The organism is Hymenobacter sp. UYAg731, assembly GCF_054061335.1.
The window spans coordinates 673,337-689,103 of record NZ_JBSSEC010000004.1 but is presented as its reverse complement, the minus strand read 5'-3'; the positions used below and the strand labels follow the sequence as shown (position 1 = coordinate 689,103).

Genomic DNA, 15,767 nt, shown 5'->3' with positions numbered 1-15,767 from the left:
ATAAGGGGTCAGACGGTGAAAGCAATGGCAGCTTCTACGGCGGCAGTAGGCACGGGTTCGGTACGGCCGGGATATACCAGTAGCGCCTGCGCCAGGCAGTGGAGGGCCGCCGCCAAATCGGTCTGGTTGATAACGTAAGCCAGGCGCACTTCCTGCCGGCCCAGGCCCGGAGTATGGTAGAAGCCGTTGGCCGGCGACAGCATCAGCGTCTGATTATCAAGGGTAAAGTCCTCCAGCAGCCACTGGCCAAACTTCTCGGCATCGTCCACGGGCAGGCGGGCCACCACGTAGAAGGCCCCCCCCGGTACCGGGCACACCACGTCCGGCATGGCGCGTAGCGCCTGCACCGTGAGGTCGCGCCGGGCCTGATACTCGGCCCGGGTGCCGTCGAAGTAGGAGGGGGGCAGGTCGCAGGCCGCCTCCGCCGCCACCATTTCCAGCACCGGCGGGCACACGCGCATCTGCCCGAAGTGAAAAGCCGCTTGCCACACGTCCGGATTACGCGTGACGAGCGCGCCGATGCGGGCTCCGCAGGCACTATAACGCTTTGAAATGGTGTCGACCATCACTACGTGCCGCTCGCCACCCGCCAGGCTCAGGGAGCTGGTGGCCTGGGCCCCATCGTAGCAGTATTCGCGGTAGGCCTCGTCCGACAGAAGGTATAAATCGTGCTGCTTGCACAGGCCCAGTAGGGCCTCCAACTCGTCGCGCCGGTACACGTAGCCGGTGGGGTTGCTGGGGTTGCAGATGAGAATGGCCCGGGTGCGTGGCGTAATAACGGCCTCGAAATCGGCTAGTGGCGGCAGCGCAAAGCCGTCCTCGATGTGGGCCGTCACGGCCACGATGCTCACGCCGGCCGCAATGGCGAAGGCCGTGTACGTGCCATAAAACGGCTCGGCCACAATCACTTCATCGCCCGGGTTCAGGCAGCTGAGCATGGCGAAGAGGATAGCCTCGCTGCCCGCTGTGGTCACCATGATGTGCTCAAAACGAGCGGGGATACCAGCGCGCTGGTAGTAGGTTTCCAGCTTGCGGCGGTAGCTGTCGGTGCCCGCGCCGGGGGCGTAGCCCAACACCGCGATGTCGGCATTGCGCACGGCGGCCAGCATTTCGGGCGGCGTCAGCACATCGGGCTGGCCGATGTTGAGCGGATAAACAATTTTGCCCTGTTGGCGGGCAGCTTCAGCATAAGGCAGCAGCTTGCGAAATGGCGAAACAGGCATGGCTTGCCCGCGCTTGGATACTTCTGGCATAGAATAAGGTTAACTCCCCGGCCGGCGCGGCACTGGCCGCCGGCCCCTCAATTGGCTAAATATAACGGCTCGCAATCAGTTACAAGCACTTCTTATACATATTATACAGAATCCGGTTTTCCGCATCCGTCAGCGGCGCACCCACGTTTTGCTGAATGAAGTGCAGCTTAAACGCCCGGATGGCCGCCGGCAAATCCCGCGTGTCATACCCGATAATGCGTAGCGCCTCGCGCGGGCTAAACACCGTAACAGGGCCATTCAGCCGCGCCAGCTGGGCATCTACCCGGCTGGTATCGACGGGCTGGATGGTGGCCGTCGGCACATCGTCCGGGGCCGGCAGGGGCAAGGTGAGCAGGCGGCCGGCCAGGGCGGCGGCGCTGTCGGCCACAAAGGGGCTGGGCAGTAGGCCGGCATCGTACCACAGTCCAAAGCCATTGTCAGCCAAACGCTTCCACGGGAAAAGTGCGCTGGGGTCGTTCTTGCGGCTGGGCGCGATGTCAGCGTGGCCGATGAAGTTAGCTGTGGGAATGCCGTAGGCTTTTTTCAGGCCGGCCAGAATGTGCATCAGGCTGGTAATCTGGGCTTCGGCGAAAGGCTCGGCGCCGTTGTTGTCCAACTCAATGCCAATGGACGAGGAGTTAATATCCGTGGTGTTGCCCCACTTGGCCACGCCGCCGTGCCAGGCCCGCAGGTAGTCGTTCAGCATGTGGTACACCCGGCCGTCGCGCCCAATCACGTAGTGCGCGCTCACCTGCGTGCTCGGCATGGTGAACGTCTTGAGCGTCTGGGCGGTGGAGTCCTGCGCCGTGTGGTGAATAACGACGTAGTTGGGCTTGCGCAGGTTGAAATTGGTGGTGCCCACCCAGTACTTGCCCAGCAGGCTGTCGGCCCCCGGCGTGGTCACCGGCGTGGCGCGCAAGGCCTCGGCATAGGCCTTCACCTGGGCCTTATACGACTGGTTGGTAGCTGCGTAGGGGTTCTTCTGAACGGCGCAGGCGGCGAGGAAGCCCAGCACTAGCAGGCCAGGAAGTTTGGAGAAGCGTTGCAATAGTTTTTTAATCTAGCTTTGAGGCACAATTTACGCAGCCTACCCGCTGTTCTGCCATTATGAGGTCTTTCCAGGCAATTTTACCGTCCCTGGCTGTGTTGGCTTTTGCCACTGCCGGCTGCAAGAAGGAAGTCGAAACCCAAATACAAATCAAAGAGGTGGAGAAACAGGCCAGTTGGGCCGAAGTGCCCAGCCTGTACGGTTTAGCCCGGGTGATAATGAGTGCTGGCAACGACGGCCAGGCTATTTACCTGCAACAGCCCAATGCCTTCACGCGCCTAATCAACCCAAAGTCCCTTAAAGGACTGGAGACGACCGCCGGACGCATGCCGGCCGATGTCAACGTTCGGCTGCCCATTGCCCGTGATTTTTTTGCCTACCCCGACACTGATACGTCGCTGGTCATCTGCCGCAACCGCGAGCCGCTCAACTCCCAGTTCTATTTCAACCTGCGCCGGTTCGACCCGGCCGCCCTGCGCTTCGATACACAGTTTTTCGACCTGTCGAAGTGCATGGCCATCAATCAGAATAACTACCTGCTGGCTCCCTACAACAACAAGCGCCCCGACCGTGCCTTCACCTTTGTGCTGGCGGCGGTGCAGCCCGGCGCGCCAGGCAGCGGGCCGGTAATGGCCTACGTGGGGCCCGTCGTTATTCCCCGGCCATCGTTTTCGGGCGCTTACCTGCGCTACCTCGTGGCCATCGAAGATTACTTCCTGGCGAGTTTCGGCGATGGTGGCATCTACAAAATCAAGCAGGACGGTTCTTTCCGGCAGGTGTATGGAGCAGCCACCGTCGATGCTATCTACAAGTGGAATAATACGCTCTACGGCCCTATCGAATACGGTGAGATTATTACCTCAACGGATAATGGCGAAACCTGGCAAAAGTCGTTGGGAACTCCACAACAGTTCACCCTGGCCAGCTACTACACGGTGAAAGACAGCTTGGTATTCACCAACTCGGGCAGCCTCTACACCCTGCGGTGGAATGGCCCGCGCTACACCGTACGCCAGTTGAAAAATGATGGGCTGGAGCGTGCTACCATCACCGGCATCGAGTACCTGCGGGATACCGTGTATGTGGCCACTACCTCCGGCTTGTTTGTCCGGCCCATAAAATCGTTTTTCGACAAGCAACAATAATGGATTCCCCAAATAAAAAAAGCCCCCGCAACTCTCGCTGCGGGGGCTTTTTAACTTTCTAAAGGCATACGCATAAAGCTTATGCAATAACTTACTTGGCGTAGGCCACGGCGCGCATCTCCCGAATCACGGTGATTTTAATCTGGCCGGGGTACTGCATTTCCTTCTCGATTTTCTGCGAAATCTCGAAGCTCAGCTCGGCGGCGCGCTCGTCGGTCACGTTCTCGGCGTCTACCATCACGCGCAACTCGCGGCCGGCCTGAATGGCGAAGCACTGGTTCACGCCCTTGAAGCCGTTGGCGGTTTCTTCCAACTGCTTCAGGCGCTTGATGTAGCTTTCCATCATCTCGCGGCGCGCACCAGGGCGCGAGCCCGAAATGGCGTCGCAAGCCTGCACGAGCGGCGAAATCATGGCCGTCATCTCAATCTCATCGTGGTGGGCCCCGATGGCGTTCACCACATCGGGGTGCTCTTTCCACTTCTTGGCCATCTCCATGCCCAGAATGGCGTGGGGCAGCTCCGGCTCCTCGGTGCTCACCTTGCCAATGTCGTGCAGCAGGCCAGCGCGCTTAGCTTTCTTCACATCGAGGCCCATTTCGGCGGCCATCGTGGCGCATAGATTGGCCACTTCGCGGCTGTGTTGCAGCAGGTTCTGGCCGTAGCTGGAGCGGAAGCGCATCCGGCCCACCATCTTAATCAGCTCTGGGTGCAGGCCGTGAATGCCGAGGTCAATAATGGTTTTCTCACCGATTTCGACGATTTCTTCCTCGATGTTTTTGCGGGTTTTGGCCACAATTTCCTCCACGCGGGCCGGGTGAATGCGGCCGTCTTTCACCAGTAAGTGCAGCGAGAGGCGGGCAATTTCGCGGCGCACTGGGTCGAAGCCCGAGATGATAATGGCTTCTGGGGTGTCGTCCACGATGATTTCAACGCCCGTGGCCGCTTCCAGCGCCCGGATGTTGCGGCCCTCGCGGCCGATGATTTTGCCCTTTACGTCGTCGCTTTCAATGTTGAAAATCGACACGCAGTTCTCAATGGCGTGTTCCGACGCGGTGCGCTGAATGGTTTCCAGCACAATCTTCTTGGCGTCCTTCGTGGCGGTCAGCTTGGCCTGGGCCACGGTGTCCTTCACGAAGGAGCTAGCCTGAATCTGGGCTTCGTTTTTCAGCGACTCCACCAGCTGCTCGCGAGCTTCGGCGGCGGTCAGATTGGCGATGGTTTCAAGCTGGCGCTGCACCGAGTGCAAATGCTCATCGGCTTCGCGCTGCTTTTCTTCCAGTTCGGCCATGGCCTCTTCGTGGTCCGTGCGGCGTTTTTCGGCCTGGCTGTCCAGCTTGTCGCGCAGCTGCTGGGTATCGGCCTGGTTTTTCTCGCGGGCTTTTTCCAACTCTACTTCCTTGCGCTGCAATTGCTCCAGCTGGCGCTGCGTGGTTTCGGTCAGCATTTTGATGGCTTGCTCCTGCTCCACCACGCCCTGGCGGCGCTGGGTCAGCTCGCCTTCCAGCTCGGATTTGAGGCGGCGGCCTTCCTGGTCGAACTCGTTACGCAGCGTCTTGAACTTGTTTTTCGACTGCTCCAGGCGCTCGTCGGCCTGCTTGATTTTATCGTCGCGAAGACGGTTGCCTTTCTCCTCCGCGTCGCGGAGGATTTGCTGGGCGCGGGCCGTGGCCTCGCCCTCGTGGTCCAGCCGGGCTTTGCCGGCCAGCTGTTTACCTACTACGAAGCCCGCCACAAGGGCGACCACCGCAGTCAGCAAACAGTATAATATGATGGATGACATGTAATTATGGTTTTGGGGGTGGGTGAAAAAACCATAACCAGGTAGAACGAAGATGCCCGGGCCGGGCGGAAGCGGCCGATTGCCGCGCCGCCCTGCCGGGCCAACGAGTTGTGTGGGTGCCGGGCGGGGGTATTACCCCGCCAGCACCACGCCGGATAGTAGCTCGTCGAAACGAGCCAGCCGTTCGGTTAGCGCCGCATCGGTGCCATCCTTTTCCTTGCTCACTTTCAATTGGTCGGCCATCGTGGCCAACGCAACCATGGCCAGCAGGTCCTGTTTGTCCTGAATGCCGTAGCCTTCCCGGAATTCGCGCAGCTTGTCGCCCAAGAGGCGGCCGGCCAAGCGCAGCCGTTCCTCATCCTGCACGTCAACGCGCATGGGATAGTCCCGGTCAGCAATCCGAATTTTTATGGCTAATTCGCTCATAGGGCGAAAGGTAAGGCAGTGGGGTGAGGGTTGGTTCGGTTTAGTCTCTCAAATAGGCAAGACACTTGTCCAGTTCGCGGATGTATTCGTTGAGGCGCAGTTTAAGTTCGTTGGCGTGGGTGGGTTCCCCAGCTATGGTGTGTACAAGTTTAACGATATTTTCCTGGTTTTGGCGCTCCTTCAGCAGGCGGTCCTTCTCGCGCAGGTCGGCGCGGAGCTGCTGCACGGTGGTGTTAGCATCGGCCAATTCCTCGCGCAATTGCTGATAGGCAGCCACTAAGGTGGTGAGCTGCCGCTCCAGGCGGTCGAGTTGCGCAAGCTGTTGGGAAGAGGCCACGGGCGAATAAATTTTGGGTGAAGATAAAGCGGCGGGCCGAAAGCTACGCTTTATCCCGGGCTTGCTCGCGGCTTGTGGCTCAGCGCAGTTTGCATTTGGACACGGATACAGAAGAAAACAAGAACGTCAGGCCGAAGTTGTCGAAGTCCGGCTACCGTCGTCGTAATCCGGGAGTTAGGATTAGCGGAACGCTAGCGGGGCTGCAATAATTTCGGCCTGACGTTCGGTGGCCTATCGAGTTGAAAACGGGAATGCCCTTCCCGGCCTGAGGCACGCGCTTACTTCAGCGAATCAGGTTTCGAGGAAGCCATATCGGCAATTGACCACAGGAAATCCGTTTTCAGGCGGCCTTTGAATTTGGGACTGCCCATGTCGACATAGGTATTGCCGAGGTAGCCGAGCGGAAGCTTCTTTTTGGCGTTGATTTCGGCAATGGAAGTGAAGCTGGCCTGTGCGTGGCAGCTCATGCAATTGGTGCGCACGCCCACGTCGTTGGTCACCACCAGGCCCTTGGTGAGCACGATGGAACGCTCCTGCAAGTGGTTGGAATTCCAGAAGGTCTTGGGGCCGAAACCTGCTTCCAGATAGGGATTGAAGACATAAATGGACTGGCCTACGCTTTTGCCGCCCGCGAAAGGCTGCACGGGGTCCACCATTTGGTAGGCGATGGCCATGGCGTAGTGGCGCGGGGCACCCACGAGCTGGGCCGGCCGGTGGGCCACCACGGCGGGGTTGCTGGGCAGGGGCGCGCGGCTGGGGTCGGGGGCCCACCACATGGTTTGCCAGGTCCAGCGCTTGGTTTCCTTGGTGGAGATGTGCATGGCTACCAGGATAGCGTAGTCGCCGGCGTGGGCCACCTTGGTGGTGTCGGGCAGCAGCTCCTGGTTCATGGCGTCAGCCTCGGCCTGGGTAAGGGTGAAGTGGACGAAATCGCGCAGGTTGTAGGTGGTGGCGGCGGTGGGTGGCGCGCCGGCCTTGCCCACCTGGCCGTTGCCCTGGCCCCGGTTATTGAGGTCGACGTAGACAATGCTGCCCCACCGGCCCTGGCCGTATTTGATATGGGCGGTGGTGGTGCCGGTCCACACTTTCATCTGGTAGGGCGTGCGGCCCTGTTTGGCGGGCACCACTTCGTACACAGGCTTGATGGCAATGGCCTCCCGGGGAAACTCGGGGATGGCCCCTTCGCCCTTGTTAATCATGCCCTGGAGCGTGGAAGCCCAGAACAGCTTGTTCTGTACGATGAAGGAGGCGGCCACCGGGTCGTAGCTCACCGACTCGAATACATCCTGGGCCGTATCGGATACCATGGCGTGGGCGCTGGCCATCATCCGGCGCTTCAGCGACAGGCTTTGCCGGAAATCCGGGTCACGAAACAGCTGGCGCGGCCGGTTGAGCCGGCGCTGGGGCTGGGGCCGTTGCAGGAGCATGGCGCGGGAATTGGCCTTGGGAGTGGGTTGCTGCGCGGCGTCGACCTCAGCCAGGGTGGGCCAGGTTTCATACACGCGCAGGGTGTCCTGGCCGAGCCGCTGGGGCGTGGCGGAGGACAAGGCCGTCCAGATGCCCCAGCCGTGGCGGTCGATGCTGGCTGCGTCGTGCCGTTGCACCCAGCCGTTGATGGTGGTGCTGTCTTCTGGGAATTTGTAACCGGGAATGCCCGGGTCGGGCATGGTCACGGCCTGCACGTTGGGCCCGGGCCGGCCGCCCAGCTTGTTGGAAGCGGTGTCGGCCGATGGGCTGGCCGCCGTGGTGCCGGTTTCCGACTTTGAATTGTTGGTAGAGCATGCGCTCAGTCCCAGGCCAAAACATAGCACGGCCGGTAGAAGGTATTGCTTTTTCATAAGCTGCTGAAAATGTTAGAATTCATGCAGCCAAAGCTCCGGTAAATTTCGTTGCCGGAATCGGGTAGAAATACCTGATTTGCTACCGGATAAATCCCGGATTTACGGTTGCTGACCCGGTGAAACGAAAACGTCGTGCCGAGCAACGCTCGGCACGACGTTGCTTCTAAATTCAGGACTCGTCCCGGCCTGATAGTCTAGCTTTTGCCCTTTTTGGTCTTGGTTTTGATTTTACCGCCGTCGTCGAACTGCTTCTTCATTTTTTCATCCGTCGGCGCGGCCATTTCCGTGGGCGCAGTTATGGGCTTTTTCATCATTTCGGCCGCCACCGGCTTGCCTTCCAGGTCCAACTCCACCACCGGGTAGCCGAGGGCTTGCAGCGCCGGCAGCTGCTTGTTATCGCCCACCACTACGATGTACATCTTGTCAGCCGGCAGGTACTGCTTGGCCGAGGCCTGCACGTCTTCCTTCTTCAGGTTTTTCAGAATGTCGGTCTGCTGCTGCACGTAGCTGGGGTCGAGGTTGTACTCAACGAGGCGAGCCAGGAAGCCGGCTTTCTGCTGGCCGGTTTCGTAGCGCAGGGCATCGCTCTGGCCCACTGATGTTTGCACGAAGGCCAACTCCTCATCGGAAATGCCGTTCGGGTAGTTCTGGATTTCGCTCATGAACTCCTTCACCGACGCGGCCGTGGCATCGGCGCGCACGCCGGCCTGGGCTGTGAATGGGCCGGCGTAGCGCGTGCCGCGGAAGCCTGAATTGGCCCCGTAGGTGTAGCCCTTGTTCTCGCGCAGGTTCTGATTGATGCGCGAGTTGAAGCCGCCGCCCAGCAGGTAGTTGGCTAGGTAGGCGCGGTAGAAGGGGCCGGTGGCGTCGTACTTGAGGTCGGTGAGGTAGCCCACCCGGATTTCGGATTGGGCCGCGCCGGGCTTGTTCACGAAGTAAATGGTGGTTTTGTCGGGCTGCGCGCCGGCTAGGTCGGCTGGGATGGTCACGTCCTTCTTCGCCCAGTTTTTCAGGGAGCCCAGTTGCGGGTCCAGCGTGGCCTGGTCCACGTCACCCACGGCCACGAGGTAGCTCACGTTGGGCGCGTAGTAGGTGTTGTAGAAGCTCTTCACGTCATCAAGCGTGAGGCTGGCCACCGAGGCGGTGGTGCCGGCCACAGCCGTACCGGCAATATTGGCGGGGCCGTAAAGCAGGCGGTTGTAGGTCTGGTCGGCGATGACGGCCGGCCGGTTGACGAAGTCGGCAATCGACTCCAACTGCTGCTTTTTCACGCGGGCAAAATCCTGGACATCGAAGCGCGGGTGCAGCAGGCGCTGGTCGAGCAGCGCCAAGGTGGCGGGCAGGTTTTTGGTCATGCTCTGCACAAAAACTGTGGTTTCGGCATCGCCGGCACTCACGGCTACCGTGGAGCCCAGCTTGTTGAGCGCCGCCGAGAATTCCTCGCCGGTGTACTTCTGCGAGCCCTCGTTCAGCATGCTGGCCGTGAGCTGGGCGATGCCGGCTTTGCCGGGCATATTCTGCTCCAGACGATGCCCGCCTCGGATGGTGAGGCGCATCGTGACGGTCGGGATTTCGGTGTTGCGGGTGCCCACCACTTTCAGGCCGTTGGGCAGGGTTTCCTGGTACAGGGCGGGCACTTTCACCACGGGGTTGGCTCCCGCGCCGGGCTGCTTGGCGCGGTCGAAGGTATCAGTCGGCTTCACGTATTTCAGGCCGGCGTAGCCGTAATCGGGGGCCTTATAACCGGTTTTATCAATGGTGTAGTTGTCGGGCCGGGCGGCGGCCACGCCGCCCGTTTTGGGCAACACGCTCAGAATCACGGCGTGCTTGCCGCGAAGGTACTTGTCGTAGGCGCGCTGCACGTCGGCCTTGGTCAGGGCCTTCAGCTCGCGGGCTTCCACGGTGATGTGGTTGGGGTTGGCGTAAAAGGTTTGATTGGCGGCCAGCTGGCTCACTTTGCCGGCCACGCTGGCCAGGCCGTTCACCTGCTGGGCCTCCCGCTGGGCCTTGAAGCGCAGCAGGTCGTCGTCGGTCACGCCGCGCTTCTCAAATTCGGCGAAGGTGTTGCGCACGATGGTTTCGAGGCTGTCGAGGCCTTTGCCGGGGAAGGGCAGAGCGGTGATAGTGAGCTGGCCGCCGAGCTCGGCGGTGGGGTGGGAGGCGCTGGCCTGCACGGCCTTCTGGTTTTTTACCAGGTTTTTGTAGAGCAACGACGTTTTGCCACCGCCCAGAATCTCGGCCAACGCATCAATGGCTACCTCATCGGGGTGGCCCTGGGGCACGGTCGGGAACACCATTTGCAGCATGGGGAAGCGCACGTTGTCGGTGTAGCTCACGTAGCGGTCGGCGGTGAGCACGGGGGCCGGCAGTCTGGTTTTGGGCACGGCCGGCCCGCGCTTGATGGGCCCGAAATACTGCTCCACCAGCTTCACCACCCGTGCGGGCTGCACATCGCCGCCGATGGTGAGGGTGGCGTTATTAGGTCCGTACCAGCGCAGGAAAAAGTTCTTGAGGTCGTCCACATTGGACCGGTCCAGGTCTTCGAGGTAGCCGATGGTGAGCCATGAGTAGGGGTGGCAGTAGGGGTACAGCGTTTTGCTCACGTACTCGCTGGCCAGGCCGTAGGGGCGGTTGTCGTAGTTCTGGCCACGCTCGTTTTTCACGGTGGCGCGCTGCACCTCAAAGCGCTGCTGCGTCACAGCATCGAGCAGGAAGCCCATGCGGTCGGCCTCGAGCCACAGCGCCCGCTCCAGCTGGTTATTGGGCACGGTTTCGTAGTAGTTGGTGCGGTCCTGGGTGGTGCTGCCGTTGTTGGTGCCGCCGGAACCCAGAATCACCTTGTCGAAGGTGCCCTTCGGCGCGTGGTCGGAGCCCTCAAACATCATATGCTCAAAGAAGTGCGCGAAGCCCGACTTGCCAATCTGCTCCCGCGCCGAGCCGACGTGGTACGTCACGTCCACGTGTACCAGCGGGTCGGAATGGTCCTCGCTCATGATGAGCGTGAGGCCGTTGGGCAGCACATACTTCTCGTAGGGAATGACGAGCTGGCCGGGCTGCTTGGTGACTTTTTCCACCAGCCTGGTGCCGCCGGGCGTGGTCATCAGGGCCGCTTTGGTAGTGGGCGCTTTGGCCGCCGGTTTTTGCTGGGCCAAGCTGGCGGTAGTCATCAGCGCGAGGCCCAGAGTGGACAGGAAACGAAGGTTCATTTTGCGGAAAAAAGGGGGATGAGCAGAAACAAAGAGGCCGGCAATGCTGCGCAGTTGCACATCATTGCCGGCCGAAAGGTAAGCGGGCTGATTTACTTCCGAATCAGCGCGCCCGCCTGCTTCTCAAACTGCTGAATCAGCTTCTGCATCACCTGGTCGATGGCCTGCTCGCTGAGCGTCTGGCTGAAATCCTGTAGGGTGAAGCTCACCGAGTAGGACTTCTTGCCCGCGCCCAGGTTCTCGCTGGCGTACACATCGAACACGTTGATGCTTTGCAGCAGCTTCTTCTCGGTGCGCCGGGCAATCTGCTGGAGCTGGTCGAACGTCACGGCCGAGTCCACCACGATGCTCAAATCGCGGCGCACCTCCGGGAATTTCGACAGCTCGCGGACCACCAGCGTGGGCTTGTATTTCTTGCTCAGCGCGTCCCAATCCAACTCCGCGTACCACACGGGCTGCGTCACATCGAGCCGCTTCAGCACCGAAGCCGCTACGGCCCCGAGCTGCGCCACCGGCTGGTTATGCACAAGCAGGGCGAGGCCGCCGGCCAGGTACTCGTGCTGCACCGGCTGCGAAGCCGCGCCACCGAAGCCCAGGGCAGCCAGCACCTGCTGCACCGCCCCGGCCAGGTCGTGGAAGGCCGTCTTTTCCGACTTCTGCTGCCAGGTTTCGCCATCAGCGTTGCCCGTCAGGTAAATCACCAGCTTGTTCTTTTCCTGGTATTTGCCATTCTCGTTCTGCGAGTAGGTTTTGCCGAATTCATACATCTTCAAATCGCGCTGACGGCGGTTGATGTTGTGCCGGATAATCTCCAGGCCCGAGTGCAGCAGCGTGGGCCGCATCGCGTTCAAATCAACGCTGTTGTAGTTCAGAATCCGCACCAGCCCGTGGTTGGCTTCACCTTCCTTCTCGAAGTAGAGCGAGTTGGTGAGCGAGTTGGTGAGAATCTCCGAAAAGCCCTGGCCGCTGAGTAGCGAGGCGATTTTCACGCGCGTCACCTCGGGGTCGGGGTTCGGGAATTTGGCCAGGAAGGAGGCCGAGTTATTCGGCCGTAATTCCACGTTGTTGTAGCCGTAGATGCGCAAGATTTCCTCAATCACGTCGGCCTCGCGGGTCACGTCCACTTTGTGGGGCGGCACGGTCAGGGTCCAGGTATCCTGGTCGCCCAAGTCGGGGTTCTCTTCGGTGATTTCGATGTCCAAATCCGTCAGAATCTGGCGAATGCGTTCGGGCGCGATGTACTGGCCCACCAGCCGCTCCACGCGGGGCAGGCGCAGACGCACGGTGGCCGGCAGCACGGGCGCAGGGTACTCGTCCACGATGGGCGCGGCCACAATAGCGCCCGCCACTTCCTGGAGCAGCAGCGCTGCCCGTTTCAGGGCCACCAGCACCATATTTGGGTCGGTGCCGCGCTCGAAGCGGAATGAGGCGTCGGTTTTTAGCTGGTGCGTTTGCGAAGTGCGACGCACGGCGGCGGGGCCGAAGTAGGCACTTTCCAGAAACACGCGGGTGGTGCTTTCGCTCACGCCCGAGGTCTTGCCGCCGAACACGCCGGCCAGCGCCATCGGCGCACCGTGGGCATCGGCAATCACCAAATCTTCGGCTTTCAACATGCGCTCAACGCCATCCAGCGTCACGAATTTCTCGCCGGCCTCGGCGCGCTTCACGCGAATCTGTCCGCCCGTAATCTGGTCGGCATCGAAGGCGTGGAGAGGCTGGCCCAGCTCGTGTAGCACGAAATTGGTCACGTCCACGACGTTATTAATCGGGCTCAGGCCAATACTGCGCAAACGGCGTTGCAGCCACTCGGGCGACGGGCCAACGTGTACATTCTCCATCAGCAAACCAGCGTAGCGTGGGCTGGCCTCAACATCTTCAATCGTCACCTTAATATTCGACGCCGCCGAAGTGGGCGCTACGAATCCGCTCACGTCGGGCAGGTGGCAGGGCTGGCGCAGTAGGGCGCGCAGTTCGCGGGCCACGCCGTAGTGCGAGGCGGCATCGGCCCGGTTAGGCGTGAGGCCGATTTCGTACACCGTATCGGAGCCCAGGCCGAAATAGTCGGCGGCAGGCGTGCCGTTGGGCAGCTCGGTATCGAGCACCATAATGCCGGCGTGCGACTGGCCCAGGCCGATTTCGTCCTCGGCGCAAATCATGCCCTCGGAAGCTGCGCCGCGAATCTTGCTTTTCTTGATTTTGAACGGCTCGCCCTGTGCGGGATAAAGCGTGGCGCCTTCCAGGGCCACCACTACGCGCTGGCCGGCGGCCACGTTGGGTGCGCCGCACACAATCTGGCGCGGGATGCCGTCGCCCACGTCCACGGTGGTCAGGCTGAGCTTGTCGGCATCGGGGTGCGGTTCGCAGGTGAGCACGGTGCCCAGCACCACGCCGCGCAGCCCGCCAGGAATGCTTTCCAGCTCCTCGGCGCTCTCCACTTCCAGGCCCGAGCCGGTGAGCAATGCGCCAATTTCAATGGCGGGTTTGTCGGTAGGAATGAGGGTTTTAAGCCAGTCGAGGGAAATACGCATGGGTCGTTGTCAGTTGTTGGTTGTCCAATGTCAGGCCACGGACGACGGGGCAAAGGTACGGCGGGGTGAAATGACCGAATTGGAAGGTGCTGGCATATATTTGCTTGAGGCCGATTTGAGCGTCCCAACTCCAGCGAACGTTATGTAGAGCGCAGCGAAGCATGACGTCCGTGTGACCTCTTCCATTTACCTTTTTCCTTCCGCTCATGCCCTTCGTCAACAAAGGCTTCCACGCCAAACGGCCCGTCGATGGCGGCCATAAGCTGCCGCCCGGCCAGTACGAAACCCCCGATTTTCCGGTGCTTACGGCCGGCCCCACGCCGCGCATTCCGCTGGTGAACTGGGAGTTTCGGCTCGAAGGCCTGGTGGAAAATCCCATGCAGTGGAGCTGGAACGAGTTCAACGCCCTGCCAATGCAGTCGTTCAACCCCGATATTCACTGCGTCACGAAGTGGTCGAAATTCGACACCAAATGGCGCGGCGTCAGCCTTGATACGCTGCTCGAACACGTCCAGCTCAAACCCGAAGCGCAGTTCGTTATGGCCTTCTCCTATGGCGGCTACACCACCAACCTGCCGCTGGCTGACTTACGCGATGGGCAGGCTTTCATCGGCCTCGAATACGACGGTAAGCCGCTGGCCGCCGAGCACGGCGGCCCGGCCCGGCTGGTGGTGCCGCACCTCTACTTCTGGAAAAGCGCCAAGTGGGCGCAGGGCCTGCGCTTCATGGCCGAGAACGAAGCCGGCTTCTGGGAAGACAATGGCTACAGCATGCGCGGCGACCCGTGGAAAGAGGAGCGCTACCGCAGCGACGACGAGGACGCGCCCGCCGATACCGCTAGCTTCCGCCTGTGAGCCGGCTCCTGGACTGGCAGCTGGCCACCGTCACGGCCATCCGGCCCGAAACGCCCCGCGTCAAAACCTTCACGTTGCGCCTGCCGAACTGGACGCCCCACCGCGCCGGCCAGCACTACGACCTGCGCCTCACCGCTCCCGATGGCTACCAAGCCGAGCGCAGCTATTCCATCGCCTCGCCCCCGGCCCAAACCGGCGAAATTGAGCTGACCGTGGAGCTGATTGCCGAAGGCGAAGTATCCGGCTACCTCTTCGATGGCGTGGCCGTGGGCGACCAACTTGAAGTGCGCGGCCCCATTGGCGGCTACTTTGTGTGGCCCGCCGGTCCGCCGGCTGCGCCGCTGCTGCTAGTGGCCGGCGGCTCGGGCGTAGTGCCGCTCATGGCCATGCTGCGCCATCGCCAGCGCGCCGGGCTGCGCAATCCGGCCGTGCTGCTTTTCAGCATCCGCACGCCGGAAGAGGTGATATATCGGCAGGAACTGGAGGCGCTGGCCGCCGCTGATGCCACGTTCACGCTGCTGCTCACCTACACCCGTCAGGTGCCGGCCGGCTGGTCGGGCTACCAGCGCCGCCTCGATGCCGCCATGCTGGCCGAGGCCGTGGCCCTCCTGCCCGGCCCGCCGCAGTGCTACGTGTGCGGCCCCACTGGTTTGGTGGAAAGTGCCGCCACGCTGCTGCAAGCGCAGGGGCTAGAGGATGAAAATATTCGCACGGAGCGGTTTGGGCCGACGGGGAGTTAGTCGTGAAACGACTTCTCGCCGGCCGGAATGGCGACTTGCAGCCGGTTTTCGGCCGGTGGCACCGGGCAGCTGTACTCGTTATTGTAGGCGCAGTAGGAATTGTAGGCGCGGTTGAAATCGAGTTCGATTTCCGTTTCATTCAGGCGGGGAATGGGCGCGTCGAGGTAGCGGCCGCCGCCGTAGGTTTCGTGGCCGTTGGTGAGGTCGGTGAAGGGAATAAATAGCGTGGAATCGCGGCCGTTGGCTTTCAAATAAACCCGTAATTGCTGCGATGAATTATTAATATTGAATTTCACCAATCCCCAATTCAGGTATTTCTCGGCTTTATTATCGCTCATTTGAATAAGCGTAGTATCCGGCTTTTCGGTGCGCGAAATATCGGCGTGCGGCACGTAAGTTAAATCGCCGGGGTAGTATTTCAGGCTATCGAATTGGGCCTTTTGCGCGGCCGAAATTGGCGATTCTTCCGATTGCCGGAAGGCGTGGTTTTTCTCGCTGCGAAATTTATTTAATTGCGCTAAATAGACGCTGCTATTCGGTTTGGTGTCGTTCAACGAATAGAGAATAATGCCGATAATGGCGGCGGCCAGGGCTATTTTCTTAATCATA

12 protein-coding genes are annotated in these 15,767 nt (G+C 60.9%); 3 read left to right on the top strand and 9 right to left on the bottom strand.

Features of this window, described 5'->3' with window-relative positions; all coding sequences use genetic code 11:
- Positions 1-8: 8 nt before the first annotated feature.
- Complete coding sequence (locus tag ACVWYF_RS15055; protein WP_457069406.1) at positions 9-1,253, bottom strand: pyridoxal phosphate-dependent aminotransferase; 1,245 nt, start codon at positions 1,251-1,253, stop codon at positions 9-11.
- 79 nt (positions 1,254-1,332) lie between these two features.
- Positions 1,333-2,301: an N-acetylmuramoyl-L-alanine amidase gene (locus tag ACVWYF_RS15050; protein WP_457069404.1), complete on the bottom strand. Its 969-nt coding sequence runs from the start codon at positions 2,299-2,301 to the stop codon at positions 1,333-1,335.
- 98 nt (positions 2,302-2,399) lie between these two features.
- Here ACVWYF_RS15050 and ACVWYF_RS15045 point away from each other — a divergent pair, with 98 nt between their 5' ends.
- On the top strand, positions 2,400-3,446 hold the full coding sequence (locus ACVWYF_RS15045; RefSeq protein ID WP_457069402.1) for a hypothetical protein: 1,047 nt from the start codon (positions 2,400-2,402) through the stop codon (positions 3,444-3,446).
- Between the two features lie 91 nt (positions 3,447-3,537).
- On the opposite strand, the gene rny is transcribed toward ACVWYF_RS15045, so the two are convergent.
- The 6 genes from rny to pheT form a co-directional block, all read right to left on the bottom strand.
- Positions 3,538-5,226 carry a ribonuclease Y gene (rny, locus tag ACVWYF_RS15040; protein ID WP_457069400.1) on the bottom strand — a complete coding sequence of 563 codons (1,689 nt, stop codon included), beginning with the start codon at positions 5,224-5,226 and terminating at the stop codon, positions 3,538-3,540.
- Between the two features lie 132 nt (positions 5,227-5,358).
- Entirely contained in the window at positions 5,359-5,652 is a 294-nt protein-coding gene (locus tag ACVWYF_RS15035) for a cell division protein ZapA (RefSeq protein WP_190922794.1), read from the bottom strand.
- A 40-nt stretch (positions 5,653-5,692) separates the two neighbouring features.
- Entirely contained in the window at positions 5,693-5,989 is a 297-nt protein-coding gene (locus tag ACVWYF_RS15030; protein WP_457069398.1) for a hypothetical protein, read from the bottom strand.
- A 278-nt stretch (positions 5,990-6,267) separates the two neighbouring features.
- Positions 6,268-7,827, bottom strand: coding sequence for a hypothetical protein (locus ACVWYF_RS15025; protein WP_457069396.1), 1,560 nt, complete (start codon positions 7,825-7,827; stop codon positions 6,268-6,270).
- A gap of 197 nt (positions 7,828-8,024) precedes the next feature.
- Positions 8,025-11,036, bottom strand: coding sequence for a M16 family metallopeptidase (locus ACVWYF_RS15020; RefSeq protein ID WP_457069394.1), 3,012 nt, complete (start codon positions 11,034-11,036; stop codon positions 8,025-8,027).
- A 92-nt stretch (positions 11,037-11,128) separates the two neighbouring features.
- Positions 11,129-13,564, bottom strand: coding sequence for a phenylalanine--tRNA ligase subunit beta (gene pheT, locus ACVWYF_RS15015; RefSeq protein WP_457069392.1), 2,436 nt, complete (start codon positions 13,562-13,564; stop codon positions 11,129-11,131).
- 206 nt (positions 13,565-13,770) lie between these two features.
- Between pheT and ACVWYF_RS15010 the strand changes: the two genes are divergently transcribed.
- A complete protein-coding gene (locus ACVWYF_RS15010) occupies positions 13,771-14,418 on the top strand; it encodes a sulfite oxidase-like oxidoreductase (protein ID WP_457069390.1) in 648 nt (215 codons plus the stop codon).
- Positions 14,415-15,158, top strand: coding sequence for a ferredoxin reductase (locus tag ACVWYF_RS15005; protein ID WP_457069388.1), 744 nt, complete (start codon positions 14,415-14,417; stop codon positions 15,156-15,158). The genes ACVWYF_RS15010 and ACVWYF_RS15005 overlap by 4 nt, the downstream gene beginning before the upstream one ends.
- Here ACVWYF_RS15005 and ACVWYF_RS15000 read toward each other — a convergent pair.
- Positions 15,155-15,766 carry a DUF1684 domain-containing protein gene (locus tag ACVWYF_RS15000; protein WP_457069386.1) on the bottom strand — a complete coding sequence of 204 codons (612 nt, stop codon included), beginning with the start codon at positions 15,764-15,766 and terminating at the stop codon, positions 15,155-15,157. The genes ACVWYF_RS15005 and ACVWYF_RS15000 overlap by 4 nt on opposite strands.
- Position 15,767: the final 1 nt, after the last annotated feature.

Excerpts from the sequence above, each read along its gene's own strand:
- pheT (WP_457069392.1), bottom strand. The coding sequence starts at position 13,564 with ATGCGTATTTCCCTCGACTGGCTTAAAACCCTCATTCCTACCGACAAA.
- ACVWYF_RS15055 (WP_457069406.1), bottom strand. The coding sequence starts at position 1,253 with ATGCCAGAAGTATCCAAGCGCGGGCAAGCCATGCCTGTTTCGCCATTT.
- ACVWYF_RS15000 (WP_457069386.1), bottom strand. The coding sequence starts at position 15,766 with ATGATTAAGAAAATAGCCCTGGCCGCCGCCATTATCGGCATTATTCTC.
- rny (WP_457069400.1), bottom strand. The coding sequence starts at position 5,226 with ATGTCATCCATCATATTATACTGTTTGCTGACTGCGGTGGTCGCCCTT.
- ACVWYF_RS15010 (WP_457069390.1), top strand. The coding sequence starts at position 13,771 with ATGCCCTTCGTCAACAAAGGCTTCCACGCCAAACGGCCCGTCGATGGC.
- ACVWYF_RS15020 (WP_457069394.1), bottom strand. The coding sequence starts at position 11,036 with ATGAACCTTCGTTTCCTGTCCACTCTGGGCCTCGCGCTGATGACTACC.
- ACVWYF_RS15035 (WP_190922794.1), bottom strand. The coding sequence starts at position 5,652 with ATGAGCGAATTAGCCATAAAAATTCGGATTGCTGACCGGGACTATCCC.
- ACVWYF_RS15025 (WP_457069396.1), bottom strand. The coding sequence starts at position 7,827 with ATGAAAAAGCAATACCTTCTACCGGCCGTGCTATGTTTTGGCCTGGGA.